Origin of the sequence: Mesorhizobium sp. M4B.F.Ca.ET.203.01.1.1 (assembly GCF_004791025.1) — a bacterium.
Classification (GTDB): Bacteria; Pseudomonadota; Alphaproteobacteria; order Rhizobiales; family Rhizobiaceae; genus Mesorhizobium; species Mesorhizobium abyssinicae.
Genome location: NZ_SRUO01000005.1, coordinates 237,690 through 259,223 on the forward strand (window position 1 = coordinate 237,690; position 21,534 = coordinate 259,223).

Sequence of the window (21,534 nt, forward strand, 5' to 3'; positions counted from 1 at the left end):
AGCCGCTCGGCAGCCCAATCGCTATTCCAAACCAACATAGCGACATTGTCCTTTCGTCACCCATCGGCCTCGGCCGGCAGCCCTGGTCCCGTCGTCGCGCTGTCGAAGCTCACCGTCTTGATCACCGCGAAGACCCTGCGGCCGAGCGCAAGGCGCAGCGTGTGCTTCGACTGTTCGGTAATGCGCGCCAGCACGATGGCGCCATTGCAGTCGATGGCGATCTCCACCGTCGGGCCGACGCCCGGCCTGACCGCGGTGATCGTTCCCGCCAATATATTGAGCGCGCTGAGGCCCACCGGCTCTTCGGTCGCGATCATGACGTCGCGGGCGCGGATGCGCAGCCGCACTGGCGTCCCGGCCGGCCGTGCCAGGCGCGGCACGCGGATTTCGCCGGCCGGCGAACCGAGCACCGTCATGCCGAAGCTTTCGTCATGGCGCAGCACCCTGGTGTCCAGCACCGCGCCGCCCTCGCCGCGCTCTTCCGCCGGCAACAGGTCGAGCCGCTGCATGATCGCCCCGGTCGGGCCAGCGGCCGCGACCTTGCCTTGCGACAGCACCACCACGTCGCTCGCCAGCCGCGCCACTTCGGCGACGGAATGGCTGACATAGACGATCGGGATCTTCGTCTCGTCGCGCAATCGCTCGATATAGGGCAGGATCTCAGCCTTGCGCGCCTCGTCGAGCGAAGCCAGCGGCTCGTCCATCAGCAGCAGTTTCGGGCTGGCAAGCAGCGCCCGGCCGATCGCCACGCGCTGCTTCTCGCCACCCGAGAGCTTGGCCGGCCGCCGGTCGAGCAGATGGCCGATGCCGAGCAGCTCGACCACCGCGTCGATGTCGGCATAGCGCTCGGAGGCCGGCGTGAACCAGCGGCCATAGCGCAGATTGCCGGCGACGCTCATGTGCGGAAACAGCCGCGCGTCCTGGAACACCATGCCGATCCGCCTCTTGTGCATCGGCACGAACACGTCGGATTGCGTATCGACAAGCACGCGGCCGTCGATGGCGATCCGCCCCTTCTCTGGACGGATCAGCCCGGCGATCAGGTTGATCAGCGTCGACTTGCCGGAACCGGACGGCCCGAACAGCGCCGTCAGCCGGCCGGCGCTTTCGAAACTGGCTTCGATTTCGAAATCGCCAAACCGGTGGCCGATGTCGACGAGCAGCGTCATTCGATGTCCATCCGCCGGCCGACGCGCCGCGCCAGCACTTCCGACGCCACCAGCGCGGCCATCGAGATGACGATCGAGATCAGCGTCAGCCTGAGCGCGCCGTCATCGCCGCCCGGCACCTGGGTGAAGGTGTAGATCGCCGACGGCAGCGTCTGCGTCTCGTTGGGGATGTTGGAGACGAAGGTGATTGTCGCTCCGAATTCGCCCATCGCCTTGGCGAAGGCCAGGATGGATCCGGCGATCAGGCCGGGCAGGATCAGCGGCAGCGTGATGGTGATGAACACCCAGAGCGGATTGGCGCCGAGCGTGCCGGCCGCCGCCTCCATCCGGCGGTCCACCGCCTCGATCGACAGCCGGATCGCCCGCACCATCAGCGGAAAGCCCATGACGCCGCAGGCAAGTGCCGCACCCGTCCAGCGGAAGGAAAAGACGATGCCGAAATGCTCGGCCAGAAAGGCGCCGGCCGGCCCCCGCTTGCCGAAGGTGAGCAGAAGCAGGTAACCGGTCACCACCGGCGGCAGGATCAGCGGCAGGTGCACCAGCCCGTTGAGCAGCGTCTTGCCCCAGAACTTTCCCCGGGCAAGAACCAGCGCAATCAAGATGCCCGGTGGCAGGCTGAAGAGCATCGCCACCGTGGCCACCTTGATCGATAGCCGGACCGCATTCCATTCGTCGGGAGTGAGGTCCAGCAGCCAGTTCATGCGTCGGGACGCTGCCTTAGTTGGAAGGCGCCAGGATGGTGAACCCCTGCGCCTTGAAAAGGTCCGCCGCCTTGGCGGATTCGAGGCATTTCAGGAATGCCGGCGCATCCTTGTCCTTCGAATCGGCGGTCTGGGCAACCGGGTAGATGATCGGCGCATGCGAATCCTCCGGGAAGGTGCCGACCACCTTCACGCCCTTTTCGGCATGCGCGTCGGTGGCATAGACGATGCCGAGCCCCGCCTCGCCGGTCGACACCAGCTTCAGCGCCGCGCGCACATTCTCGGCCTGCGCCACCTTGCTCTCGACCGAGGACCACACGCCCAGCGATTCCAGCGCCGCCTTGCCGTATTTGCCGGCCGGCACCGCCTTGACATCGCCCATGGCGAGCTTGCTGTCGCCGATCAGCTTGGCGAGGTCGAAACCCTTGTCGATCTTGGCCTCGACCTTGGAATCCTTCGGCGCCACCAGCACGATCTGGTTGCCGAGCAGCTTCACCTCGGTGTCCGGCTTGGTCAGCTTCTTGTCCGAGAGATACTTCATCCAGTCGAGGTCGGCCGAGATGAAGATATCGGCCGGCGCGCCGCCCTCGATCTGCTTGGCCAGCGCCGAGCTTGCCGCGTAGGAAATGGTCGCCGCCTCGCCGACATCGGCCTCGCACGCCTTGTTGACGCCATCGAGCGCCTCCTTGAGGCTGGCCGCGGCAAAGACGACCACCTTGTCCTCGGCATGGGCGGCAGGTGCGGCGGCCATCAAAAGTGCGGTCAGCCCGCCAACAGCGAAGGCCTTAAGTCCGAAATCCGTGCGCGTCAGCAAGAAACTCTCCCCGGGGGTTTGAAAATCCATTCGGCTCAAAGCCTGCCGATCGATATATCCGCACGAATATAACAAGGAAAGAGCTTTCGCGGCCACTGTCGTTGTGCGACAGGATTTTCCCAGCCTACGATGGATTTCAGCCAACACAGCGAAAGAGCCCTCCATGAAGATCAGCGCCCGCAATATCCTCAAGGGAACGATCGTCGAGATCGTCAAGGGAGCCACCACTTCGCATGTCCGCATCAATACCGGCGGCGCCGTCGTCACCGCCTCGATCACCAACGAGGCTGTTGCCGACCTCAAGCTCGAAAAGGGCAAGCAGGCCTATGCGGTGATCAAGGCCTCGGATGTCATGGTCGGCATCGACTGACGGCGATTGTCGGACGAGTCTGACTCCAAATCCCGACATTGAGGCGAAGGTGCGTTTAGATTCAGGTCAGGCCGAGCCGCGAACGGCGGTTTCCGAGAACCGGAGCGGAGCGTACTTAACTTACGTCAGCACCGGAAGCGCAGGAAACCGCCGGTCGCGGGCCGGCATCGCCTGAATATCAACACCTTAGACGGCGATCGGCGCCTTGATGGTCGCGTCGGCGAAGTAGTTCTCGAGCCGGAAATCCTCGAACCGGAAGGCGAAAAGGTCCTTCACCTCCGGATTGATCCACATCGTCGGCAGCGGCTTCGGCGTGCGCCGCAACTGCTCGCGCGCCTGCTCGAAATGGTTCGAGTAGAGATGTGCGTCGCCGAGCGTGTGGACGAAATCGCCGGGCTTCAGCCCGGTCACCTGCGCCACCATCAGCGTCAGCAGCGCGTAGGAGGCGATGTTGAACGGCACGCCGAGGAAAATGTCGGCGGAGCGCTGGTAGAGCTGGCAGGACAGCCGGCCTTCCGAGACGTAGAACTGGAACAGGCAGTGGCAGGGCGGCAGCGCCATCGCCTCGACCTCGGCCGGATTCCACGCCGAGACGATCAACCGCCGCGAATTGGGATTGCGGCGTATCTCCTTCAGAAGGCCCGCGATCTGGTCGATCTCGCCGCCACGGCCGTCCGGCCATGAGCGCCATTGCTTGCCGTAGACCGGGCCGAGGTCGCCGTTCTCGTCCGCCCATTCGTCCCAGATGGAGACGCCATTGTCCTTGAGGTATTTGATGTTGGTGTCACCGGCCAGGAACCAGAGCAGCTCGTGGATGATCGACTTCAGATGCAGCTTCTTGGTCGTCGTGACCGGGAAGCCGCGTGAGAGGTCGAAACGCATCTGGTAGCCGAACACCCCGTGGGTGCCGGTTCCGGTGCGGTCGCCGCGGTCGACGCCGTTCTCCAGCACATGCTTCAGAAGGTCGAGATACTGGCGCATCGGCTTGGCCTCGATTCGGGAGTGCGGGCATTATAGCTACCAGACAGCTGGCCGAACACATCAATACGGCACAAGCATTGCTTTGCCACCATTCTTTCCGGGCGGTTGCGCCGCCCCTCATTGCCCTGCCGGGCATTTCTCCCCGTATAGTGACAGGGAGTAAGAGGCTGGCCGCACGCCGCTGCCCTTCTCGCAACGCCGGTGATTGGCGAAACCATCAATGACCGCGTCCCCTCTCCCCGTCACTATACGGGGAGAGGATGCCGGCAGGCAGGTGAGGGGCGGCACTGCCGCCCAGTGGGTGCAAATTCAAATCTGGAGCGACCGCCCTTGCGGCGCCGGCCTCTGCAAGCCGACGCCCGATCTCAGAGGGAGCCGAGCTTGCCCAGGTCCTTCGCCACAAGGTAGTAGAACGTCACCCGGCTCTTGGTGTTGTCGGCGGCCATCGCCTTGCAGACCTTCTCGATCGCACCATCGGCCTTCTTGGCGTCGGCGACGCCGAGCTTCTTGGCGGCCCAGTTCTCCCGGACGCGTTCCAGTTCCTTCGGGTCCGTGCAGGACACCAGCGATGAATCGCGGTTCCTCAGCGCGATGCCCAGGTGCTTGACGATCTTCTCGACCGCGTCGGCGCTGGCGCCGGCGTCGTACTTCTTCACATCCGCGAGATAGTCGGCCATCAGAAAAATCCCCTCGTCGGCGCCACGGATCCTGTCGATGAGGCTTGTGGCGCTCTACGCAATCTGTGCGCTAGGTAGCAACTCCTCACCGGTGCAAAGCTTCGGTTGAGCGCGCCGGCAAGTCAACCCATTTTGAGATAGGGACAAAGTCCCATTCGGCCTTTCAATTTCCATGATCGGCCCCTATATTCGTTTCGTCGGCTTGACCGACTATGGCGATAAACAGGCGATGCAATAAGCCGTTCGGACCCGGGGGCGGTACCCGGCGCCTCCACCAAAAACCGCTCTTGTCGAAAGAGCGGCTTTTGCTGGGGGCGAAATAGGATCGACGAAGGTGTAAAGATCGTACTTTTGCCCGGCATTGTACCACCGTCATCGGGCTAAACTTATAGTTGCCAACGACAACTATGCGGAAGCTCGTCTCGCTGCGTAATGCAGTGCGAACGCTTCAAATCAAGCCCTAGAGGTTCGCACTTCTAGGCGGGGTTCGGAGGTACCTGGCAACAGAAACCTCCACTTCTCCCCTCTTCCATTTTTCTGCAGCGGCATTTTTTTTGCGCCTGGCACGGGGCTACGACCTGGTGCCGTTTGCTCGTTCCCATCGCGGAGCGATTGCGCTTCGTTGCCGATGCGGCCGGTTTATGCAAAACATGAAAAAGGCCGGGCGAGCCCGGCCTTTTTGTTGCGATTTCGAGCGTTGCTTACTCGGCCGGCGCTTCCACCGTCTCCCGCACGCGGCCGAGCGTGAGCTTGGCCAGCGAGAAGGAGATCACCGCGCAGAGCGTGATGCCGGCCACCATCGGCAGCGGCGTGCCGTCGAAGAACAGCCCGGCGACACCCATGGCCAGCGCGCCGATGGCGAAATGCAGCGTGCCCATCAGCGCCGAGGCGGTGCCGGCGATCTCGCCATGCTCTTCCATGGCCAGCACCGAAGTGGTCGGGATGACCAGACCGAGGAAGCCGTAGCCGACGAAGAGCAGCGCCGCCATCACGTCGAGCCGGTCGACGCCGGAGGCCATGATCGCGAACAGCGCCACCATCGTCGTCGCATAACCGGTCACCGCCACCCAGACGACGCGCTTCAGGCCGAAGCGGTCCGCCAGCATCCCGGTCAGCTGCGACATGCCGATGAAGGCAACCGCGTTGATCGAGAAGAACACGCTGTAGACCGAAGGCGACAGGCCGTAGTGGTCGATCAGGATAAAGGACGAGCTCGACAGATAGACAAAGAAGCTGGCGATGCCGAAGCCGGCGATCGCTACCAGCCCGAGGAAGTTGCGGTCGCCCATCAGGTAGCGGTAGCCGGACAACGCCGTGCCGAAGGAGGAGCCGGCGCGCTCCTCGACGGAGCGCGTCTCCTTGAGCGACGTGGCGAGCAGGATGGTGGCGAGCGCCGCCGCACCCGTCACGGTCCAGAACACGGCGCGCCAGCCGAAGCTCTCGATGATCTGGCTGCCGGTCAACGGCGCGAGAATCGGCGACACCGAAAACACCAGCATCAGCAATGACATCAGCTTGGCCGCCTCGTTGCCGGTGTGCAGGTCGCGCACGATGGCGCGCGGAATGGCCATGCCGGCGCTGGCGCCGAGGCCCTGCAGGAAGCGGAAGGCGATCAGCCATTCGATGGTCGGCGCCATCGCCGAGCCGATGCCGCCGATCATGAACAGCGCGAGGCCGCCATAGAGCGGCAGCTTGCGGCCGACCATATCGGAGATCGGACCGACGAGGATCTGGCCGAACCCCATCGACAGGAAGAAGATCAGCAGGCTCATCTGCACCGCCGAGGTGCCGGCGTGCAGATCCTCGCCGATCGACGGCAGTGCAGGAAGATACATGTCGATGGCGAACGGGCCGATGGCGGACAACAGGCCGAGCACGACCGCGATGCGGAGGAATTTGGGACTCATGATAAGGCTTCTTTCGGATCTGGCTGCCACCGCGAAGGCGGCGTCTAACCCAGGACGTTCCATCCCGTGACATTCCGACACCCAGAGCGAACTTGTTCGTCTCTTGAGCGAACCTATTCGTCCATCCGGAGCGAAATGCCTTTGTTCTATGTCCACAAAATTAGACACTCTTGTCCAAATCGTCAATCACCGCTATATAGATTTTTATGAAGCCCGGCGCCTCTCCTGACACTTTCCCGCCACGCAGCCATGAGGCAAAGCGCATTTCGGTTGTCGAAGCCGCTGCTTCGGTTTTCTGCCGCGAGGGATTTGCCGGCGCCAATATCGACCTGATCGCCGCCGAGGCCGGCGTATCGCGCCAGACCGTCTACAACCACCATGGCGACAAGGAAAAGCTCTTCATCGCCGTCGTGCGCGACCTCACCGAGCGCTGCAACGCCGGCATCTTCGCCACCATCGCCACCTTCCCCGACCAGCCCGGCGACCTCGAAGCCGATCTTGTCGGCTTTGCCGTGCGCATGAACCGCAACTGCATCTGCAACCGTGACGGCAGGTTCCTGCGCAAGCTGATCCAGGCCGAGGGCGAACGTTATCCCGAGCTTTTCGCCGAATGGCGCGAACAGGGGCCGGGGCGAACCTGGTCGGCGCTTGCCGCCCGCTTTGCCCGCCTCGCCTATGCCGGCCACCTGTCGATCGACGACCCGGACGTGGCGGCGCGCCAATTCCTTGCCCTCGTCAACGCCGAATTGCAGATAAGCTTCATGCTCGGCGGCACGCCGACGGAGGAAGAGGTGCTGCAATCCGCCGGCAATGGCGTGCGCACCTTCCTGCGCGCCTTCGGCCGCCACAAGGCCGCCTCCCACGCGCCCAGAAAGAGCGCGCTCGTCGGCGCCTGAGCCATCAAATCGTCGGCAAAGAGCCTCGCTTCCGGGAGACCGCGATCTATATGCGGTTTACGCCGCGCTCAAGCTTGATTACAGCTATGCGGACGATTCAACGGAACCCGACCGTCACATGGCCGACGACCACATCCGCTACGACATTCTGGCCCAGGAGGCGTTGCGCGGCGTCATGCGCAAGGTCCTGGCCGAAGTCGCGCGCACCGGCCTTCCGGGCAATCATCATTTCTTCATCACGTTCCTGACCGGCGCGCCGGGCGTGCGCGTGTCGTCGCGGCTGCGCGAGCGCTATCCGGAGCAGATGACCATCGTCATCCAGTTCCAGTACTGGGACCTGAAAGTGTCCGACACCGGCTTCGAGGTCGGGCTGTCCTTCTCCGACGTGCCGGAAAAGCTCGAGATCCCCTTCTCCGCCGTCCGCGGCTTCTACGATCCCTCGGTCAATTTCGAGCTCGAATTCGACGTCAAGACGGACGGCGCGGCCGACGACGAACCGGCGCAGCCCGCGCCCGAGCCGCTGGCCGTCGTCACCGAGAAGAAACCGGAGACGAAGAAGAAGGCCGCCGCCGAGGCCGACAAGAAGCCCGCCGCCGCGGACGCCGGCAAGAGCGCCGACGTGGTGTCTCTCGACGCCTTCCGCAAGAAATAACACGCCGGACGGTGCGGCATGGGCGACGTCGTCAATCTCCGCCAGGTCCGCAAGCAAAAGGCGCGGACCGAGAAGGAGCGGCAGGCCGGCGAGAACCGTGCCCTGCATGGCCGCTCCAAGGCCGATCGGGACCGCGATCGCCTGGCCGCCGACAAGGCCGAGCATTTCATCGCCGGCCATCGCCGCGAAGAGCCTGGTGATCCAAACGAGAGCTGAGCGCCTCACGTGAGCCCGGTCGAAAAGCGTTCCGTGACCATCCGCGGCCATCGCACGAGCTATTCACTCGAAAAGCCCTTCTACGACGACCTCGTCACGATCGCGGCGGCGCGAAAGCTGACGCTTGCCGCTCTCGTCGCCGAGATCGACGAAACCCGTCCGCGCGACGCCAACCTCTCCTCCGCGCTCAGGCTTTATGTGCTGGATTGGGCCAAGCGCGGTGCTGGAGTGGCTTAGACAGGGCCCGTCGCGCTGCCCTGTTTCCGGCGCCGGGCGCCAAAGGAGAGCAAGGCCGAACGGTCACGTTCCTCCGCCTGCTTTTTCGACCGGACCCGCATCAGATCCTTCCAGCCGACATAGCCGACCAGGCGCGCATCCTCGCGCGTAACGACGGGAAGATGCGAGATGTTTGCCGTCAGCAGCTTGTCGGACAGGCCCTCCAGATATTCGTCGGGATAGGCAAGCGTCACCTTGCTGCCGGCCAGCAACTCGCCAAGCGTCGTCTTGCGGTGCTTGCCGGCGCGCCGCCAGCGCAGGATTGCCGGCGGATCGATGACGCCAAGCACGTGCCCTTCCCCGGTCACGACGGGAAAGCTCGGGTGCCGCGTCTCTGGCGCGGTCAGGAAGGCGGCGGCGCCATGCAAGGTCATCGTTGCCGGCACGCGTTCGACTTCTGTCGTCATCACCTCGCGCACCGTGGTCAGCGCGAACGGATCGACACGGTATTCGCGCACCAGATGGTGCCCTCGCCGCGCCACCTTTTCGGTCAGGATCGAGCGCTTCATCAACAGCACGGTGACCGCGTGCGCCGTGGCGCAGGCCGCGATCAGCGGCACCAGTATATGGGTGTTGCCGGTCAGCTCGACCGCGAAGAAGGTGGCGGTCAGCGGCGCGCGCATGGTGCCGCCCATGGTCGCGGCCATCGCCAGCAGCGGCCAGAAGCCGGGGGTCGCCTCGGGCAGGATGCCGGCAAGAGCAGCCCCCATCGCCCCGCCCATGATCAGCAGGGGCGCCAGCACGCCGCCGGACGTTCCCGAGCCCAGCGCCACCGACCAGATGATCGCCTTCACCACCAGCAGCGTGAACGCGGCGGCCGCCAGCGTTTTTCCGTCCAGCATGTTGGCGATGTTGTCATAGCCGACGCCGAGCGCCTGCGGCTCGATCAGCCCGCCAATACCGACCACCAGGCCGCCGAGCATCGGCCACCACATCCAGTGGATGGGCAGTTTCTGGAATGCATCCTCGCAGGCATAGACCATCTGCGTCAGCAATCCCGACAGGAGCCCGGCTGAGATGCCGATCAGCACCCAGCCGCCAAGCCCCTGGAATGACGCCGCCATACTGCCCTCGAACGGGAAGATCGGCTCCGGCAGATGCAGCAAAGTGCGCTCGACTTCGGCGACGATGGCGGCCACCGCGACGGGGATGAAACTGCGCGGCGTCCATTCGAACAGAAGCAGCTCGACCGCCAGCATGATGGCGGCGATCGGCGTTCCGAACACGGTGGTCATGCCGGCCGCCGCCCCCGCCACCAGCAGCGTCTTGCGCTCATTGTCGCTGACCGGCAGCATCTGCGCGATCAGCGAGCCGATGGCGCCGCCGGTCATGATGATCGGACCTTCGGCGCCGAACGGCCCGCCCGAGCCGATCGAGATCGCCGACGACAACGGCTTCAGGATCGCCACCTTGGCGTCGAGCCGCGAGCGCCCGAGCAGGATCGCCTCGATGGCCTCGGGAATGCCGTGACCGCGGATCTTCTCGCTGCCGAAGCGTGCCATCAAGCCGATGATCAGCGCGCCGATCACCGGCACGATCACAGCGGCAAGCCCAAGCGGCGTATCCTCGAGCCTGAGTTCGGCGAGCGAGAACTGGCCGAAATAGGCGATGTTGGTGGCGAGCCGGATGAGCTTCAGCAGCGCAATGCCGGCAAACAGCCCCGCCGTGGCGACCACGACGGCGATTGCCGCGATGAGAAGCACCCGCGCGTCGGTGGTGAAGTCGCGGAGATGGCCGTTTCCGGCATGAGCGGATTTCATTTGGGAGCCCGGCTTTCTGGTTGTCGGGTCGCTATCTATCGTAACACGATATAAATGCACAAGGCCGATTTGCGACGAAAAACAGTTTGAGCTTTTGCCGGAAACGAACAAAGGTCGGCCACGATGCCTTCGCAAAACTCACGCCCCGCCATCAGCCAGGCCGACTATCAGCGGCTGTCCGAATTCCGCTACCTGATCCGACGGTTCCTCGAGTTCAGCCAGATCCAGGCCAATGAGGCGGGTCTCACCCCGCGCCAGCACCAGGCGCTGCTGGCGATCAAGGGGTTTCCGGGCGCGGGACCGGTGACGGTCGGCGACCTGGCCGAACGCTTGCGCATCCGCCACCACAGCGCCGTGGAACTGGTCGACCGCCTGTGCGAGGCCGGGCTTGTCACCAGGGACCAGGACAAGGATGACCACCGCCGTGTGCTTTTGCGGCTCACCGAGCGCGCCGATGACTGCCTCGCCGAACTGTCGGCGGCGCATCTCGACGAGCTCGGACGCATCGAGCCGATGCTAATGCGGCTGCTCAGTCGGCAGGATCGGTGATCGCAACTGACAAGGTCCGAGGATGGCCTGGCTGGCCGGCCTCGGTCCGCCGTCACCCTCCGTCCAGCGACTTCAGCAGATTGTCGATCGTGAACGGGTTGGACTTGGGCTTAGCCGGTGGTGGAGCCGAACCGTCATTGACGCCGGGGAGCGACCCGTCGAGCTTGGGGGCCTGCTGGGCGGCCTTGCGTTGGGCGTCCCGCTTGGCCTTTTCTTCCGAGGCGATGCGCAAAGCCTCTTCGGCCTTTCGCCGCTGTTCCGCGGCTTGCGCCTTGGCCGCATCGTCGGCCGCCTGCTGTTGTGCCCTGGCTTTTGCTTCGGCATCGGCCTTCGCGTCCGCCTCGGCCTGCGCCTTTTCCTCAGCCTCGGCTTTGGCCTTCTCATCAGCTTCGGCTTGTGCCTTTGCCTCGGCTTCGGCCTGGGCTTTCGCGTCCGCCTCGGCCTGTGCCTTTGCTTCAGCTTCGGCCTTGGCCTGCGCCTCCGCTTCAGCCAGGGCCTTCGCTTCGGCTTCGGCTTTCAGCCGCGCCTCTTCCTCCTGCCGGCGCAATTCCTCGGCTGCCCGCTCGCGTTCGGTTTGGAGTGCTGCGTAGTAGCGCACCTCGCGCCGCAGCCGCTGCTTCTCCAACAGCGCCGCCTGCATGGCCTCGACCCGTTGCTGTTCCTTCTCCAGCGCGCGCTGCGTCAGGAACTGCGCCAGCGGCTCGCTGTCGAACTGGCGTTCGGCGGCGCCGAGCGGCCCATCGACGCTGAAATTCACCGCCGGCTCGGAGCCGACCAGCGCCTCGTCGCCCGGCCTGTAGGTGATCGCGCCCCTGGCTGTGACGGTGCTGGTGTTGAGGTCTGCCGTGACGTCGGCAGACAGCGACGCTGACGGATTGTCGAGGCTGATCGGCGGCGCCCTGAGAATGCCGCCGGCAATGGTGAAGGCAATATCGGTGTCCTTGGCGGCAAAACTGCCGTTGCCGGCGATCTCGAGCGCGAAGCCGGCGGTCTTGCCCGCATCGATATCGCGCCCGATGGCATCGGCCTTGTCGATGAAGGCGGCGAAGGCATCGGGGTTCATGCCGGCCACGGTAAGTCCCTTCAGCGCCGCCGTGCCGGAACCCGACAAGGCCGCAACCATCGCATCGAGCGACTTGCCACTGGTCGACAGCGCCGTCGAGACGTCACCGCTGCCGCTCAGGCCGGCATTTGGCAGCAGGGCTGGAAGATCGGCGCCGGCAAGCTTCATCTGGCCGGAGAAGAGCCCGGTGCCGTCATTGTTCTTCAGCTCGAACAGGCCGGTCAAAGCGCCGCCAAAAAGCTTGGCCTTGAGATCGGAAACCCGGATGCCCTCCTGGTCGAGCTTCAGCGACAGCGCCGCGTCATAGGCGGTGGCGAAGGGACCGGCAGCAAGAGCCGCGGTGGTGAGGTCGAGGTCGGCGGTGAAAGGCAGGCTGGACTTCTGGCTGAACGGCGCCGTCGGCCAGTTGCCCTTGCCGGCCTGGAAGGATTGGTCGCCGAACAGCGCGACCGCCATCGGATCGAGGTCGAGCTCGTCGAGCGCCAGTGCGCCGGCCAGATGCGGCAGCCCGTCCTTGACGTCGACATTGACGTCGCCGGAAACCGACGCCTCGTTGACGGCGCCGCTGAGCCCGCTCAGCACCAGGAGGCCGTTGCCGAAATCGGCGTCGGCGGCGAGCGAGGCCGAGGTGCCGGTTCCCATGCCCGGCAGGCCAACGCCGGTCGTCATCAGCCAGGGCTCGATGTCGGAGGCTTCGAGGCTGACCTTGCCCTTGGCCGACGCGCCTTGCTGCGTATCGGCGACCGTTCCCTCGAAGCTCGCCCTGAAGTCGTCGGCGGTCAGGTTGAAGCTCGTCGCCAGGCCACCGTCGAGCGTGCCCTTGGCGGAGACATCGGTGGTCGCCTGGCCGAGCATGCCAAGCGGCAATGCCGGCAGGCCGTAGAGCGCCAACAGCGCGGTGGCGTCGGCATTCCTGGCGTTGAAGGTCAGCATCACCGGCGCCTGGGCAAGGCTGTCGGCCTTGCCCTTGCCGGAAAGCGATGCCGAAAAGGCCGAGCCGCCGGCCTTGCCTTGCGCGCTCACCGCCAGTCCCGTCGTGCCGTCGCCATTGTCGGCCGCACTCGTCACCACATCGATGCGAGCATCCTGGAGCAGTTCTGGATAGGCGACCGCGCGGGCCGCCAGTCCTTTCAGCAGCTCATTGTCGGGATAGTGCTGCGCCGCCACGTCGACCAGCGGCTTGAGGTCGACGGCGACCACCGAGGCGTCGAGCTTGCCGGTCGGGCTCTCCGGGAAATCCTTGATCCGCCCGGTGGCGCTGATCGAGGCGCCGGCCAGCCCGCTGAGCGACAGCCGGTCGATCTCGAGCAATCCCTTGCGCAGCCGCAGCGCCGTGTCGACGGTGTCGGCCGTCAGGCCGCCGGCGCTCACCGGCCCGGCCTTGATCTGGAAGTCGAGGTTGCGATCGGAAAACCGGTTGGCGCCCTTGTCGCTGACGAAGATCGAGGCGAATGCCGCCAGCCCGTCGACGTCGAGCTCGCCACCCTCCAGCCGCATAAGCACCGAGGGCCTGGCGTCGTCCGGCTGGCTGGAATCGATGCGGCCCGAAAACCGGGCCTTGCCGAGGATCAGTTCGAGATCGCTGAAGGCCTGGCGCTTCTCGCTGAGATCGACCCTGGCCTTGAAGCCGGCGGCCGGCAATCGGCGGATCGCCTCGTCGACGTCCTTGGACAGCCAGGCGGCAAAACCCGAAGGCTGCGCCACGGCAAGCAGCAGCGAGCCGGTGAAGCCGAAATGATCCTCGACGCTGAGCATGCCGTTGGCTTCGAGCGTGGCGCGGCCGGGCAAGGTCGCGGCAATCGACTTCACCGACCAGCCGCCTTCGGCCGGTTCGGCCGAGAGATGCACGTCCCGCACCGTCGTGTCGCCGGCGACCACGGCCGGCAGTCTCACTTCGACCGTGCCGGGCATGGTCGGCTTCGGCATATGCAGAAGCGCCTGCTCCAGCGCATTGACGCGCTGGTCGAGCGTTACGCCGTCGACGGCAGCGGCGCCGACGGCTTCGTCGAACTGCACCTGCGCGCCGTTGGCCTCGATCGAGAAGTGCGGCTTCAGCCCGAGCTCGACCGAGGCTTTGCCGTCGGCGGTGTAGGGATTGTCGAGCGGTCCCGTTTCGAAGCGGAACTCGTCGAAGGCGAGCTTCTGGTGATCGAGCGAGAACTTGCCGTTGAGGCGGAAGCCCGGGTCCGGCTTGCCGGCCGAGACCTTCACCGTCTCGCCATCGGTGCCGCGCAGCTCGGCCGAATTCCTGTCGTTGCCGGAGATCTTGAACTGGCCGGAATAGGCGACGGCGCCCTTGACGAGGCCGGCATTGCCGTCGGTCTCGATGACCAGCGGATAGGCGTCCGGATCGGCCTTCAGCCGCAGCCGCATCTGGCCATTGCCTTCGGCCCTGCCGGTCGAGGCGGTGACATTGGTGCGCAGGCCGTCGAGCTTGAGCGTTCCATCCATCCGCCATGGGCCGGCGAGCGACTTTGCCGAGACGGTCGAATTGATCTCGGAAATCAGGTGGCTGCGCCCGCCGGCGGCATGGCGCAAGGCGACCTCGCCTTCCGTCACCGTCAGCTTCTCGATCGCGATCTGGTTGAGGTCGAAGGGCGAGGTCGGCCGCATCGCCCAGTCGACCGTGCCGTCGGCGGCGATGTCGATCGTCGCCTTCGGACGCACCAGCCGCATGTCGAAGATCAGCACCTCGCCGCGCAGGAAGGGGGCCAGCTCCGCATCCATCGAGAAGGTCTCGACGGTCATTGCCGGCTGGCCTTCGGGACCGCCGGCAACCGAAACATTGGAGAAGGTCACCGAAGGAAACGGCAGCAGCCTGGCCGTCGCATCGCCCTCGACGGTGACCTTGCGGCCGAGGATGGCGCTCGCCTCGCGCTCGAAATCGGCGCGGTAGCCCGCCCAGTCGATAAAATACGGCACCACCAGCGCCGCGCACAGCACCAGCACGAACAGGCCACCGAAGATCACGAACAGGCGTGCGAGCATCAGCACCAGCGATCGTTGAAAGTCAGCCGCACTGTACCCGCATCAGCGTGTCGATAAAGAGGCAATTCGGCTGCGTCCTCGGCAAGCAGGGACAACGGCGCAGGCTGGGGGGACAGTCCGCCGCGTCAATGCCGCGCCGCTTCCATCAGGGCGGACAAGACCGCACCCTTGCAAAGGCTGATCAGGAATTTCTTCGCAACGAACTCGATGGTCGAGTCGTGGAACGTCAGGATGAAATGCCGATAGTCCGAAAACAGCTCAGGCATGTGGGATGGATGAACCCGATTGGCCTTTTCCAGGGAGGCTATCCAGTACGAGTTGAAGACTTCGAACGCAGAATATGGCTGCAGGCCGAGACCATAGAGCCGATGCCCGCTGATGGCTTCATCGTTCGGCGGACCGAATTGAAGCGCCAGGTATGGTTCCACCGTCAGGATTGCGACGGATTCATCGCCTGTCGCGGGCGAAACCGAGCGCGGGTTCGTGCCATCGAACGAAGGATCCGGAACGTTGGCGAGATAGGCAATCAGCAATCGCTCTTCATCCGCGAAGACATGCGGCAATGGCGCGCCGGCCGATGACGGCGGTATCTCGACCGGCAGCAGGGCCTCGGCCGCCGACATGACTAGTGACCAACACGGGGCAAGATCTTGCCAGGGTTCATGATGTTCAGCGGATCGAGCGCCTGTTTGATCGTGCGCATGATGTCGACGCCATGGCCAAGCTCGTGGCGCAGGAAGCCGATCTTGCCCTGGCCGATGCCGTGCTCGCCGGTGCAGGTTCCTTCCATGGCGATGGCGCGCATGTTGAGCCGCGCGACGAATTTCTCCGCCAGCGCGATTTCTTGCGGGTTGTCGACGTCCATCAACACCAGCACGTGGAAGTTGCCGTCGCCGGCGTGGCCGACGATCGGCGCGATCAGGCCCATCTCGGCAATGTCGGCCTCGGTCTCGGTGACGCATTCGGCAAGCCGCGAGATCGGCACACAGACATCGGTCGACAGCCCCTTGGCGCCGGGCCGCAAGGTCAGCGACGACCAATAGGCGTCGTGCCTGGCCTTCCACAGTTTCGTCCGCTCCTCGGCAACACTGGTCCACATGAACGGTCCGCCGCCATTCTCCTCGGCGATCATGCCGAAGGTCTCGGCCTGCTCGGCGACACCGGCATCGCTGCCGTGGAATTCGACGAACAGGCACGGGCCTTCCGGGTAGTCGAGCTTGGAATAGTTCTTCATCGCCCGCATCTGCAGCGCATTGACCAGTTCGATGCGCGCCACCGGAATGCCCATCTGGATCGTCGCGATCACCGTCTTGCAGGCCGCCTCGAGGCTGGGAAACGGGCAGACGCCGCCCGAGATCGCCTGCGGGATGCCCTGCAGCCTCAAGGTCAGCGCGGTGATGACGCCGAGCGTGCCCTCCGAGCCGATCAGCAGCCGCGTCAGGTCGTAGCCGGCCGAGCTTTTCTTCGCCCGCTTGCCGGTGGTCACCGCCTCGCCATCGGCCATGACTGCCGTCAGCGACAAAACGTTCTCGCGCATCGTGCCATAGCGCACGGCATTGGTGCCGGAGGCCCGCGTGGCCGCCATGCCGCCGAGCGAGGCATTGGCGCCGGGGTCGATCGGGAAGAACAGGCCGGTGTCGCGCAGGTGCCGGTTGAGGTCCTCGCGCGTCACGCCTGGCTCGACGGTGCAGTCGAGATCCTCGGGATTGACCGCGAGAATCCGGTTCATGCGCGAGGTGTCGATCGAGATGCCGCCGCCCGGCGCGTTGGTGTGGCCTTCGAGGGAGGAGCCGACGCCGAAGGCGATCACCGGCACCCGGTGCGCGGCACAGGCGCGCACGATCTCCTGCACCTCGGCCGTGCTTTCCACGAAGGCGACGCCGTCCGGCGCCTGCGTCGGGATGTAAGTGGTGGTGTGCGCATGTTGGGAGCGGACAGCCTGGCCGGTCTGGAAGCGCTCGCCGAGCGTCTGCTTGAGGATGCCGAGAACCGCGGCAATGCCCTCCTCGTTGCGCTCGACGGGATTGAGGTCGCTCAAAGCCATGATTCACTCCGCGAATGGACCAGCCGCCGCCCTTGCTGTGCGGCTAAGGATGCGTAGTCTCACGACCCACGCCCTGTCCAGCGATCAGGAAAGGAAAACAAGATGTCGATGCCCGCCCCCTTCATTTCCCGCGCCATGGATATCGAGAAGGACTGGATCGACTATAACGGCCATCTCAACATGGCCTATTACAACGTGCTGTTCGACCGCTGCTCGGACGACGCCTTCGAGATGATGGGCATGGGGCCGAACTACGCCAAGGAGCGCCGCCTCACCATCTACACGGCGGAAGTCCATGTCTGCTACGTGCAGGAGCTGCATCTGGAGCACAAGGTCCAGGTCTCCTTCCAGCTCATCGACCATGACGAAAAGCGCCTGAGAGCCTATCAGGAGATCCGCCATGTCGACGGCTGGCTGGCCGCCACCTCCGAGACGCTTTCGCTGCATGTCGACATGTCCGGGCCGAAAGTGGCGCCCTTCCCCGCCGATGTTCTTGCCAGGGTCGAGGAGATGCGCGCTGCCCACGCCGCGCTGCCGATGCCGGAGCGCGCCGGCCGCTCGATCGGCATCAAACGCAAGAGCGCTTGAAGCGCCCCAGCGCGCACGTTAACCTTACCAAGGTTTTAACGTGAACAAGCCGATCGAGTCGTTGAACGACTCAGCGGAGCGTTTGAAAACCACCGTATCGGGTTGGCGATGCGGGGCGGCGGGCAGAGGCGGTTCGAGGAACGTGCATGAAAACCGACATCAAGGTCGAGGTGGAACGGCTGGCGGCCGATCCGCGCATCACCGACTATGATTTCTGGCGCTCGCTCAAGAACGTCAACAACGAGATCTTCCACATCGCCAACAACAACGAGCCGATCCCCTTCGACATGATCCGCTGGCGCGCCATCCTCAAGCAGGCGCGGCTGAAGCGCGGGCATTTCTGACCTACTGCCGATCCCTGGTTGCGGCCTCTGGAGCAATTCCAGGAAAAGTGCGTAGCGGTTTTCCGTCCGGAATTGCGTCAAAACAAATAGTTGGAGCGAGTCAGCGATTCTGAGAGGCGCCGAACCGCTCCAGCGGCGAGCGGGGCGCCACCGGCGACGATTGGATGATCGCCGTGTTGGTCATCGCGTAAGGGATGATCCTGTCGATCACCCGTTCGAGCTCTGCCACCGAGCCGACATGCGCCAGCGCGATGAAGCAGTCCTCACCGGTCACCCGGTCGCACTGCACGATTTCCGGCAGGTCGCGGATGATGTCGGCGACGACGGCAAGCTGACCCGGCACCGGCCGGATGCGCAGCCATGCCGACAGTTTCATGCCGAGCGCGGCCGGATTGATCCTGACCGTGCAGGCCTCGATCACGCCGTTCTCCTGCAGCTTTCTGATCCGCTCCGCTACGCTCGGCGCCGACAGGCCGACGGCGCGCGCCAGTTCGGCCGTGCTGGTGCGCGCGTCCTTTTCCAGCAGGCGCAGGAGCTTCAGGTCGGCGGCATCGAGGTCCACGTTTTCGTTTCGAAGGCGTTTCAAGGTAGTCTGCCTTGCTTTCAAGAATAACTTGGCTTGAAGAGCCAACGGACATCCATATAAACCGCGCGATCCGCCTGCGATAGTGATCGCATGAGAAATCAAGCGCAAGCCTCGGCGGCAAGCCCCGCCCTCGACAAGCCAGACAGCGCCAGCCAAAGCCTTGCCGGCCCTGCCCTTTCCACCTTGGCGACGGAGCTGCCGCCACATCTGTGGTTCGGCGTCAGCGCCGTGTTCCACTATCTTGGGCCGGCCTTCGCGGTGCTGCTTTTCGCTAAGGTCGGCGTGCTCGGCATGGCCTGGCTGCGCATCGCCACCGCCGCCCTCGTCTTCGCGCCGCTGACCCGGCCATGGAGAGTCTTCGCCCGCGCCGACCGGCCGACACGGCTGTTGCTCGTCGCCTTCGGCGCCTGCCTGGCGGTGATGAACTGTTCCTTCTATCTCGCGCTCGACCGCCTGCCGATCTCGCTGGTCGCGGCGATCGAGTTTGTCGGCACCATCGCCGTCGCGCTCGTCGGCCTGCGCAGTCCGCGCAACCTCGCGGCGCTCGCCATTGCCGTCACCGGCACCTTGCTGTTGATCGACGTCAAATGGTCGAGCGACCCGGTCGGCCTGTTCTGGGCCTTCCTTAACGGCGCTCTGTTCGTCGGCTACATCGTGCTCGGCCACCGCGTCGCGGCGTCCGGCGCGGGCGCCGGCATTGCCGGCTTGGGCGCGGCAATGACGATCGCCTTCCTCGTCGTGCTGCCCATCGGCCTCACCGAGGCGCTGCCGGCCTTTTCCGCGCCGTCGCTGCTCATCACCGCCATCGGCGTCGGCATCTGCTCCTCGGTCATCCCCTATATCTGCGATCAACTCGCCATGGCGCGGCTGCCGCGCGCCAGCTTCGCGCTGATGCTGTCGCTGCTGCCGCTCAGCGCGACACTGATCGGCATCATCGTGCTGAGGCAGGTTCCGAGCCTCGGCGATTGCCTGGGCATCGCGCTGGTGGTGGCCGGCGTCGCCTTGCACAAGCCGGCCCCAGAACGAGCGCCATAAGGCTAGGCAAGCTTCTCCTTCAGGAAAGCGACCGTCCGGCCCCAGGCGAGGTCGGCCGCCCTCTTGTCGTAGCGAGCCGCCGAGGTGTCGTTGTTGAAAGCATGGTTGGCGCCCTCATAGACATAGACCGCGTACTCGACATGCGCCGCGTCGAGCGCCTTCTTGAAGGCATCGATGCCGGCATTGGTGCGCGCATCCAGGCCGGCATAGTGGAGCAGCAGCGCGGCCTTGATCTTCGGCACGTCGTCGGGCTTCGGCTGCATGCCGTAATAGGCGACCCCTGCGCTCAGATCCGGCGAATTGACGGCAAGCGTGTTGACTGCGCCGCCGCCCCAGCAGAAACCGACGGCGCCGACCTTGCCGTTGCCGTCCTTGTAGCCCTTGAGGAACGTGACCGTCGCCACGGCGTTGGCGGCGACCTGCGCGGGATCGAGCGTCGCGAACAGTTCGCGCACCTTGTCCTCATTCTCAGGCGTGCCGCCGAGCGGCGACATGAAGTCCGGCGCCAGCGCGACGAACCCTTCCAGCGCCACCCGCCGCGCAACATCCCTAATGTGCGGGTTGAGCCCCCTGTTCTCGTGGATGACGATGACGGCGCCGAGCTTGCCGGACCGGTCGGCCGGTTCGACCAGATAGCCCTTCATCTCGCCTCCGCTGCCGGGATAGGTGATGTCCTCACCCTTCACGCGCGGATCGTCCTCGGCGACGATCGCCGCCCGGGCGGGATTCGCCGCCAGCAACGGCACGATGGCGGCGGCTGCCGCGCCAGATCCGGCAAGCCTCGTCAGCTGTTCCATGAAACGGCGCCGGTCGAGCGTCAGATGCGTGTATTCATCATAGGCATCGATCATCGCCTGGGTGATGACGGGCTCGGCGGCGGCTGTGGTCATGGCTCATTCCTCGACTGTCCCCCCACCGGGCAAGATAGGGTTGGAAGGCGCTTGGTCCATTTCGAAGCCGTCGGCTTTGAGGACGTCGAGGTGGAAGACAGGACTGACGACTGCCTCGGCGGCTTCCGCCGCAGCCTCATCGCATGGCCGGCCTCGGAACGGCGCAAGGGCGCCATGAGCCTGAAGTCCAGCCTCGGCACCGCCCTCGTCTGCCGATTGATCGCCGGTTATTTCGGCGCTGTCTCCAAGGCCTACCTGCTGGTCTCGGCACCAAAGCCCTGAGGCGGGGCGGCCCGTCCAGGGCCCCATCACATTTTGGTCATTTCGGCAAATCTTGATGGCGTTGCCACAATATAAGGGGAAGCTGAGATCGGCTTCGCCTGCCACGGCGATGCCTGAAGAGAAGGAACAACGCTCATGACCTTGTCCCCTCCGATCGTCGCAAGCGCGCTCATGCTGGCCAGCGCGGCCCTCCTGGCGCTGCGATCCGCGGCCCTCAGCCGGGAGGCGGTCAAAGTCAGAAGCGAGCAACGCCGGCCCGGCCGCGCGAAATCCGGCAACTAAGCGCCAACACCGAGGGGAAGACCATGGACGTTCAGGACATCGTGAACACCGTCTCCGCCAAGGCCGGCCTCGACCAGGCGGTGACGGAAAAGGTCGTCGGCACCATCTTCTCGGTGCTCGAGCACGAGGCGGACGGCACCAGCGCCTCGAGCTTCTTTGCCAGGATCCCCGGCGCGGATGCGCTGGCCCGGAAATATGATGTCATGGCCGCAGGTGCTTCCAGCGGCTCGGGCGGCGGCCTGCTGTCGTCGCTGCAGGGGGCGCTTGGCGGCGTGCTCGGCGAGAAGACCGGCGCGCTGATCAACGGCATCGCCGCGCTCAGGGCCTCCGGCCTCGACATGGCGCAGATTCAAAAGGCCGGCGCCACGCTGGTCCAGCAAGCGGAAGCCGCCGCCGGCCCGGATCTCACCAATCAGGTGCTTGGCTCGGTGCCGGGCCTCAAAGGCCACCTCGGGCTCTGAACA

General features: G+C 65.0%; 23 protein-coding genes and 1 other RNA gene. 12 read left to right on the forward strand and 12 right to left on the reverse strand.

What is annotated here, in order from left to right; translation table 11 throughout:
* Nucleotides 1–56: 56 nt before the first annotated feature.
* The 3 genes from modC to modA are packed head-to-tail and all read right to left on the reverse strand — an operon-like array spanning nt 57 to nt 2,681.
* Entirely contained in the window at nt 57–1,169 is a 1,113-nt protein-coding gene (gene modC / locus EN846_RS13790) for a molybdenum ABC transporter ATP-binding protein (protein WP_135858704.1), read from the reverse strand.
* Nucleotides 1,166–1,870 (reverse strand): molybdate ABC transporter permease subunit, encoded by a 705-nt coding sequence (gene modB, locus EN846_RS13795; protein WP_127394346.1) that lies wholly within the window; start codon nt 1,868–1,870, stop codon nt 1,166–1,168. The genes modC and modB overlap by 4 nt, the downstream gene beginning before the upstream one ends.
* A 16-nt stretch (nt 1,871–1,886) precedes the next feature.
* On the reverse strand, nt 1,887–2,681 hold the full coding sequence (gene modA, locus EN846_RS13800) for a molybdate ABC transporter substrate-binding protein (RefSeq protein ID WP_128346612.1): 795 nt from the start codon (nt 2,679–2,681) through the stop codon (nt 1,887–1,889).
* Between the two features lie 166 nt (nt 2,682–2,847).
* On the opposite strand from modA, the gene EN846_RS13805 reads away from it, so the two are divergent.
* Nucleotides 2,848–3,054 carry a molybdopterin-binding protein gene (locus EN846_RS13805; protein ID WP_127311556.1) on the forward strand — a complete coding sequence of 69 codons (207 nt, stop codon included), beginning with the start codon at nt 2,848–2,850 and terminating at the stop codon, nt 3,052–3,054.
* 186 nt (nt 3,055–3,240) lie between these two features.
* Here the strand turns inward: EN846_RS13805 and EN846_RS13810 are convergent, their stop codons facing one another.
* Together EN846_RS13810 and EN846_RS13820 are read right to left on the reverse strand one after the other, a co-directional pair.
* Entirely contained in the window at nt 3,241–4,035 is a 795-nt protein-coding gene (locus tag EN846_RS13810) for a thymidylate synthase (RefSeq protein WP_135928095.1), read from the reverse strand.
* A 365-nt stretch (nt 4,036–4,400) separates the two neighbouring features.
* Nucleotides 4,401–4,712 carry a DUF2853 family protein gene (locus EN846_RS13820; protein WP_127283645.1) on the reverse strand — a complete coding sequence of 104 codons (312 nt, stop codon included), beginning with the start codon at nt 4,710–4,712 and terminating at the stop codon, nt 4,401–4,403.
* 157 nt (nt 4,713–4,869) lie between these two features.
* Here EN846_RS13820 and ssrA point away from each other — a divergent pair.
* Nucleotides 4,870–5,230: a transfer-messenger RNA gene (gene ssrA / locus EN846_RS13825) on the forward strand.
* A gap of 183 nt (nt 5,231–5,413) precedes the next feature.
* Here the strand turns inward: ssrA and EN846_RS13830 are convergent.
* The gene (locus EN846_RS13830) at nt 5,414–6,619 is read right to left on the reverse strand and encodes a multidrug effflux MFS transporter (protein WP_127283644.1); all 1,206 of its coding nucleotides are present in this window, start codon (nt 6,617–6,619) and stop codon (nt 5,414–5,416) included.
* 206 nt (nt 6,620–6,825) lie between these two features.
* Between EN846_RS13830 and EN846_RS13835 the strand changes: the two genes are divergently transcribed.
* The 4 genes from EN846_RS13835 to EN846_RS13850 all read left to right on the forward strand — a co-directional run bounded on the left by EN846_RS13835 (nt 6,826) and on the right by EN846_RS13850 (nt 8,620).
* Complete coding sequence (locus tag EN846_RS13835; RefSeq protein ID WP_127392573.1) at nt 6,826–7,515, forward strand: TetR/AcrR family transcriptional regulator; 690 nt, start codon at nt 6,826–6,828, stop codon at nt 7,513–7,515.
* Nucleotides 7,516–7,633: 118 nt separating this feature from the next.
* Nucleotides 7,634–8,167: an SspB family protein gene (locus EN846_RS13840; protein WP_127283642.1), complete on the forward strand. Its 534-nt coding sequence runs from the start codon at nt 7,634–7,636 to the stop codon at nt 8,165–8,167.
* 18 nt (nt 8,168–8,185) lie between these two features.
* A complete protein-coding gene (locus EN846_RS13845) occupies nt 8,186–8,383 on the forward strand; it encodes a DUF4169 family protein (protein ID WP_127392572.1) in 198 nt (65 codons plus the stop codon).
* A gap of 9 nt (nt 8,384–8,392) precedes the next feature.
* The gene (locus EN846_RS13850) at nt 8,393–8,620 is read left to right on the forward strand and encodes a ribbon-helix-helix domain-containing protein (protein WP_127283640.1); all 228 of its coding nucleotides are present in this window, start codon (nt 8,393–8,395) and stop codon (nt 8,618–8,620) included.
* Here the strand turns inward: EN846_RS13850 and EN846_RS13855 are convergent.
* Nucleotides 8,617–10,419 (reverse strand): chloride channel protein, encoded by a 1,803-nt coding sequence (locus EN846_RS13855; protein ID WP_127392571.1) that lies wholly within the window; start codon nt 10,417–10,419, stop codon nt 8,617–8,619. The genes EN846_RS13850 and EN846_RS13855 overlap by 4 nt on opposite strands.
* 123 nt (nt 10,420–10,542) lie before the next feature.
* Between EN846_RS13855 and EN846_RS13860 the strand changes: the two genes are divergently transcribed.
* A complete protein-coding gene (locus EN846_RS13860; RefSeq protein ID WP_127392570.1) occupies nt 10,543–10,968 on the forward strand; it encodes a helix-turn-helix domain-containing protein in 426 nt (141 codons plus the stop codon).
* Nucleotides 10,969–11,020: 52 nt separating this feature from the next.
* Here the strand turns inward: EN846_RS13860 and EN846_RS13865 are convergent, their stop codons facing one another.
* The 3 genes from EN846_RS13865 to EN846_RS13875 all read right to left on the reverse strand — a co-directional run bounded on the left by EN846_RS13865 (nt 11,021) and on the right by EN846_RS13875 (nt 17,063).
* Nucleotides 11,021–15,019 carry an AsmA-like C-terminal region-containing protein gene (locus tag EN846_RS13865; RefSeq protein WP_135898916.1) on the reverse strand — a complete coding sequence of 1,333 codons (3,999 nt, stop codon included), beginning with the start codon at nt 15,017–15,019 and terminating at the stop codon, nt 11,021–11,023.
* Nucleotides 15,020–15,144: 125 nt separating this feature from the next.
* Nucleotides 15,145–15,642, reverse strand: coding sequence for a hypothetical protein (locus tag EN846_RS13870; protein ID WP_127393622.1), 498 nt, complete (start codon nt 15,640–15,642; stop codon nt 15,145–15,147).
* 2 nt (nt 15,643–15,644) lie between these two features.
* Nucleotides 15,645–17,063, reverse strand: coding sequence for an FAD-linked oxidase C-terminal domain-containing protein (locus EN846_RS13875; protein WP_127393621.1), 1,419 nt, complete (start codon nt 17,061–17,063; stop codon nt 15,645–15,647).
* Nucleotides 17,064–17,165: 102 nt separating this feature from the next.
* Between EN846_RS13875 and EN846_RS13880 the strand changes: the two genes are divergently transcribed.
* Entirely contained in the window at nt 17,166–17,651 is a 486-nt protein-coding gene (locus tag EN846_RS13880) for a thioesterase family protein (RefSeq protein WP_127393620.1), read from the forward strand.
* Nucleotides 17,652–17,797: 146 nt separating this feature from the next.
* Nucleotides 17,798–17,995 (forward strand): hypothetical protein, encoded by a 198-nt coding sequence (locus EN846_RS13885; protein WP_126053941.1) that lies wholly within the window; start codon nt 17,798–17,800, stop codon nt 17,993–17,995.
* A gap of 100 nt (nt 17,996–18,095) precedes the next feature.
* On the opposite strand, the gene EN846_RS13890 is transcribed toward EN846_RS13885, so the two are convergent.
* Nucleotides 18,096–18,581, reverse strand: a complete 486-nt coding sequence (locus EN846_RS13890) for an Lrp/AsnC family transcriptional regulator (RefSeq protein ID WP_127393619.1) — start codon at nt 18,579–18,581, stop codon at nt 18,096–18,098.
* Between the two features lie 90 nt (nt 18,582–18,671).
* Here EN846_RS13890 and EN846_RS13895 point away from each other — a divergent pair, with 90 nt between their 5' ends.
* Nucleotides 18,672–19,616, forward strand: coding sequence for a DMT family transporter (locus EN846_RS13895; protein ID WP_128346392.1), 945 nt, complete (start codon nt 18,672–18,674; stop codon nt 19,614–19,616).
* 2 nt (nt 19,617–19,618) lie between these two features.
* Here the strand turns inward: EN846_RS13895 and EN846_RS13900 are convergent, their stop codons facing one another.
* Nucleotides 19,619–20,506 carry a dienelactone hydrolase family protein gene (locus EN846_RS13900; protein WP_128346393.1) on the reverse strand — a complete coding sequence of 296 codons (888 nt, stop codon included), beginning with the start codon at nt 20,504–20,506 and terminating at the stop codon, nt 19,619–19,621.
* 51 nt (nt 20,507–20,557) lie between these two features.
* Here EN846_RS13900 and EN846_RS13905 point away from each other — a divergent pair, with 51 nt between their 5' ends.
* Together EN846_RS13905 and EN846_RS13910 are read left to right on the forward strand one after the other, a co-directional pair.
* Complete coding sequence (locus EN846_RS13905; RefSeq protein WP_187331273.1) at nt 20,558–20,788, forward strand: hypothetical protein; 231 nt, start codon at nt 20,558–20,560, stop codon at nt 20,786–20,788.
* A 305-nt stretch (nt 20,789–21,093) separates the two neighbouring features.
* Nucleotides 21,094–21,531: a hypothetical protein gene (locus EN846_RS13910; protein WP_127394066.1), complete on the forward strand. Its 438-nt coding sequence runs from the start codon at nt 21,094–21,096 to the stop codon at nt 21,529–21,531.
* The last annotated feature ends 3 nt before the right edge of the window (nt 21,532–21,534 follow it).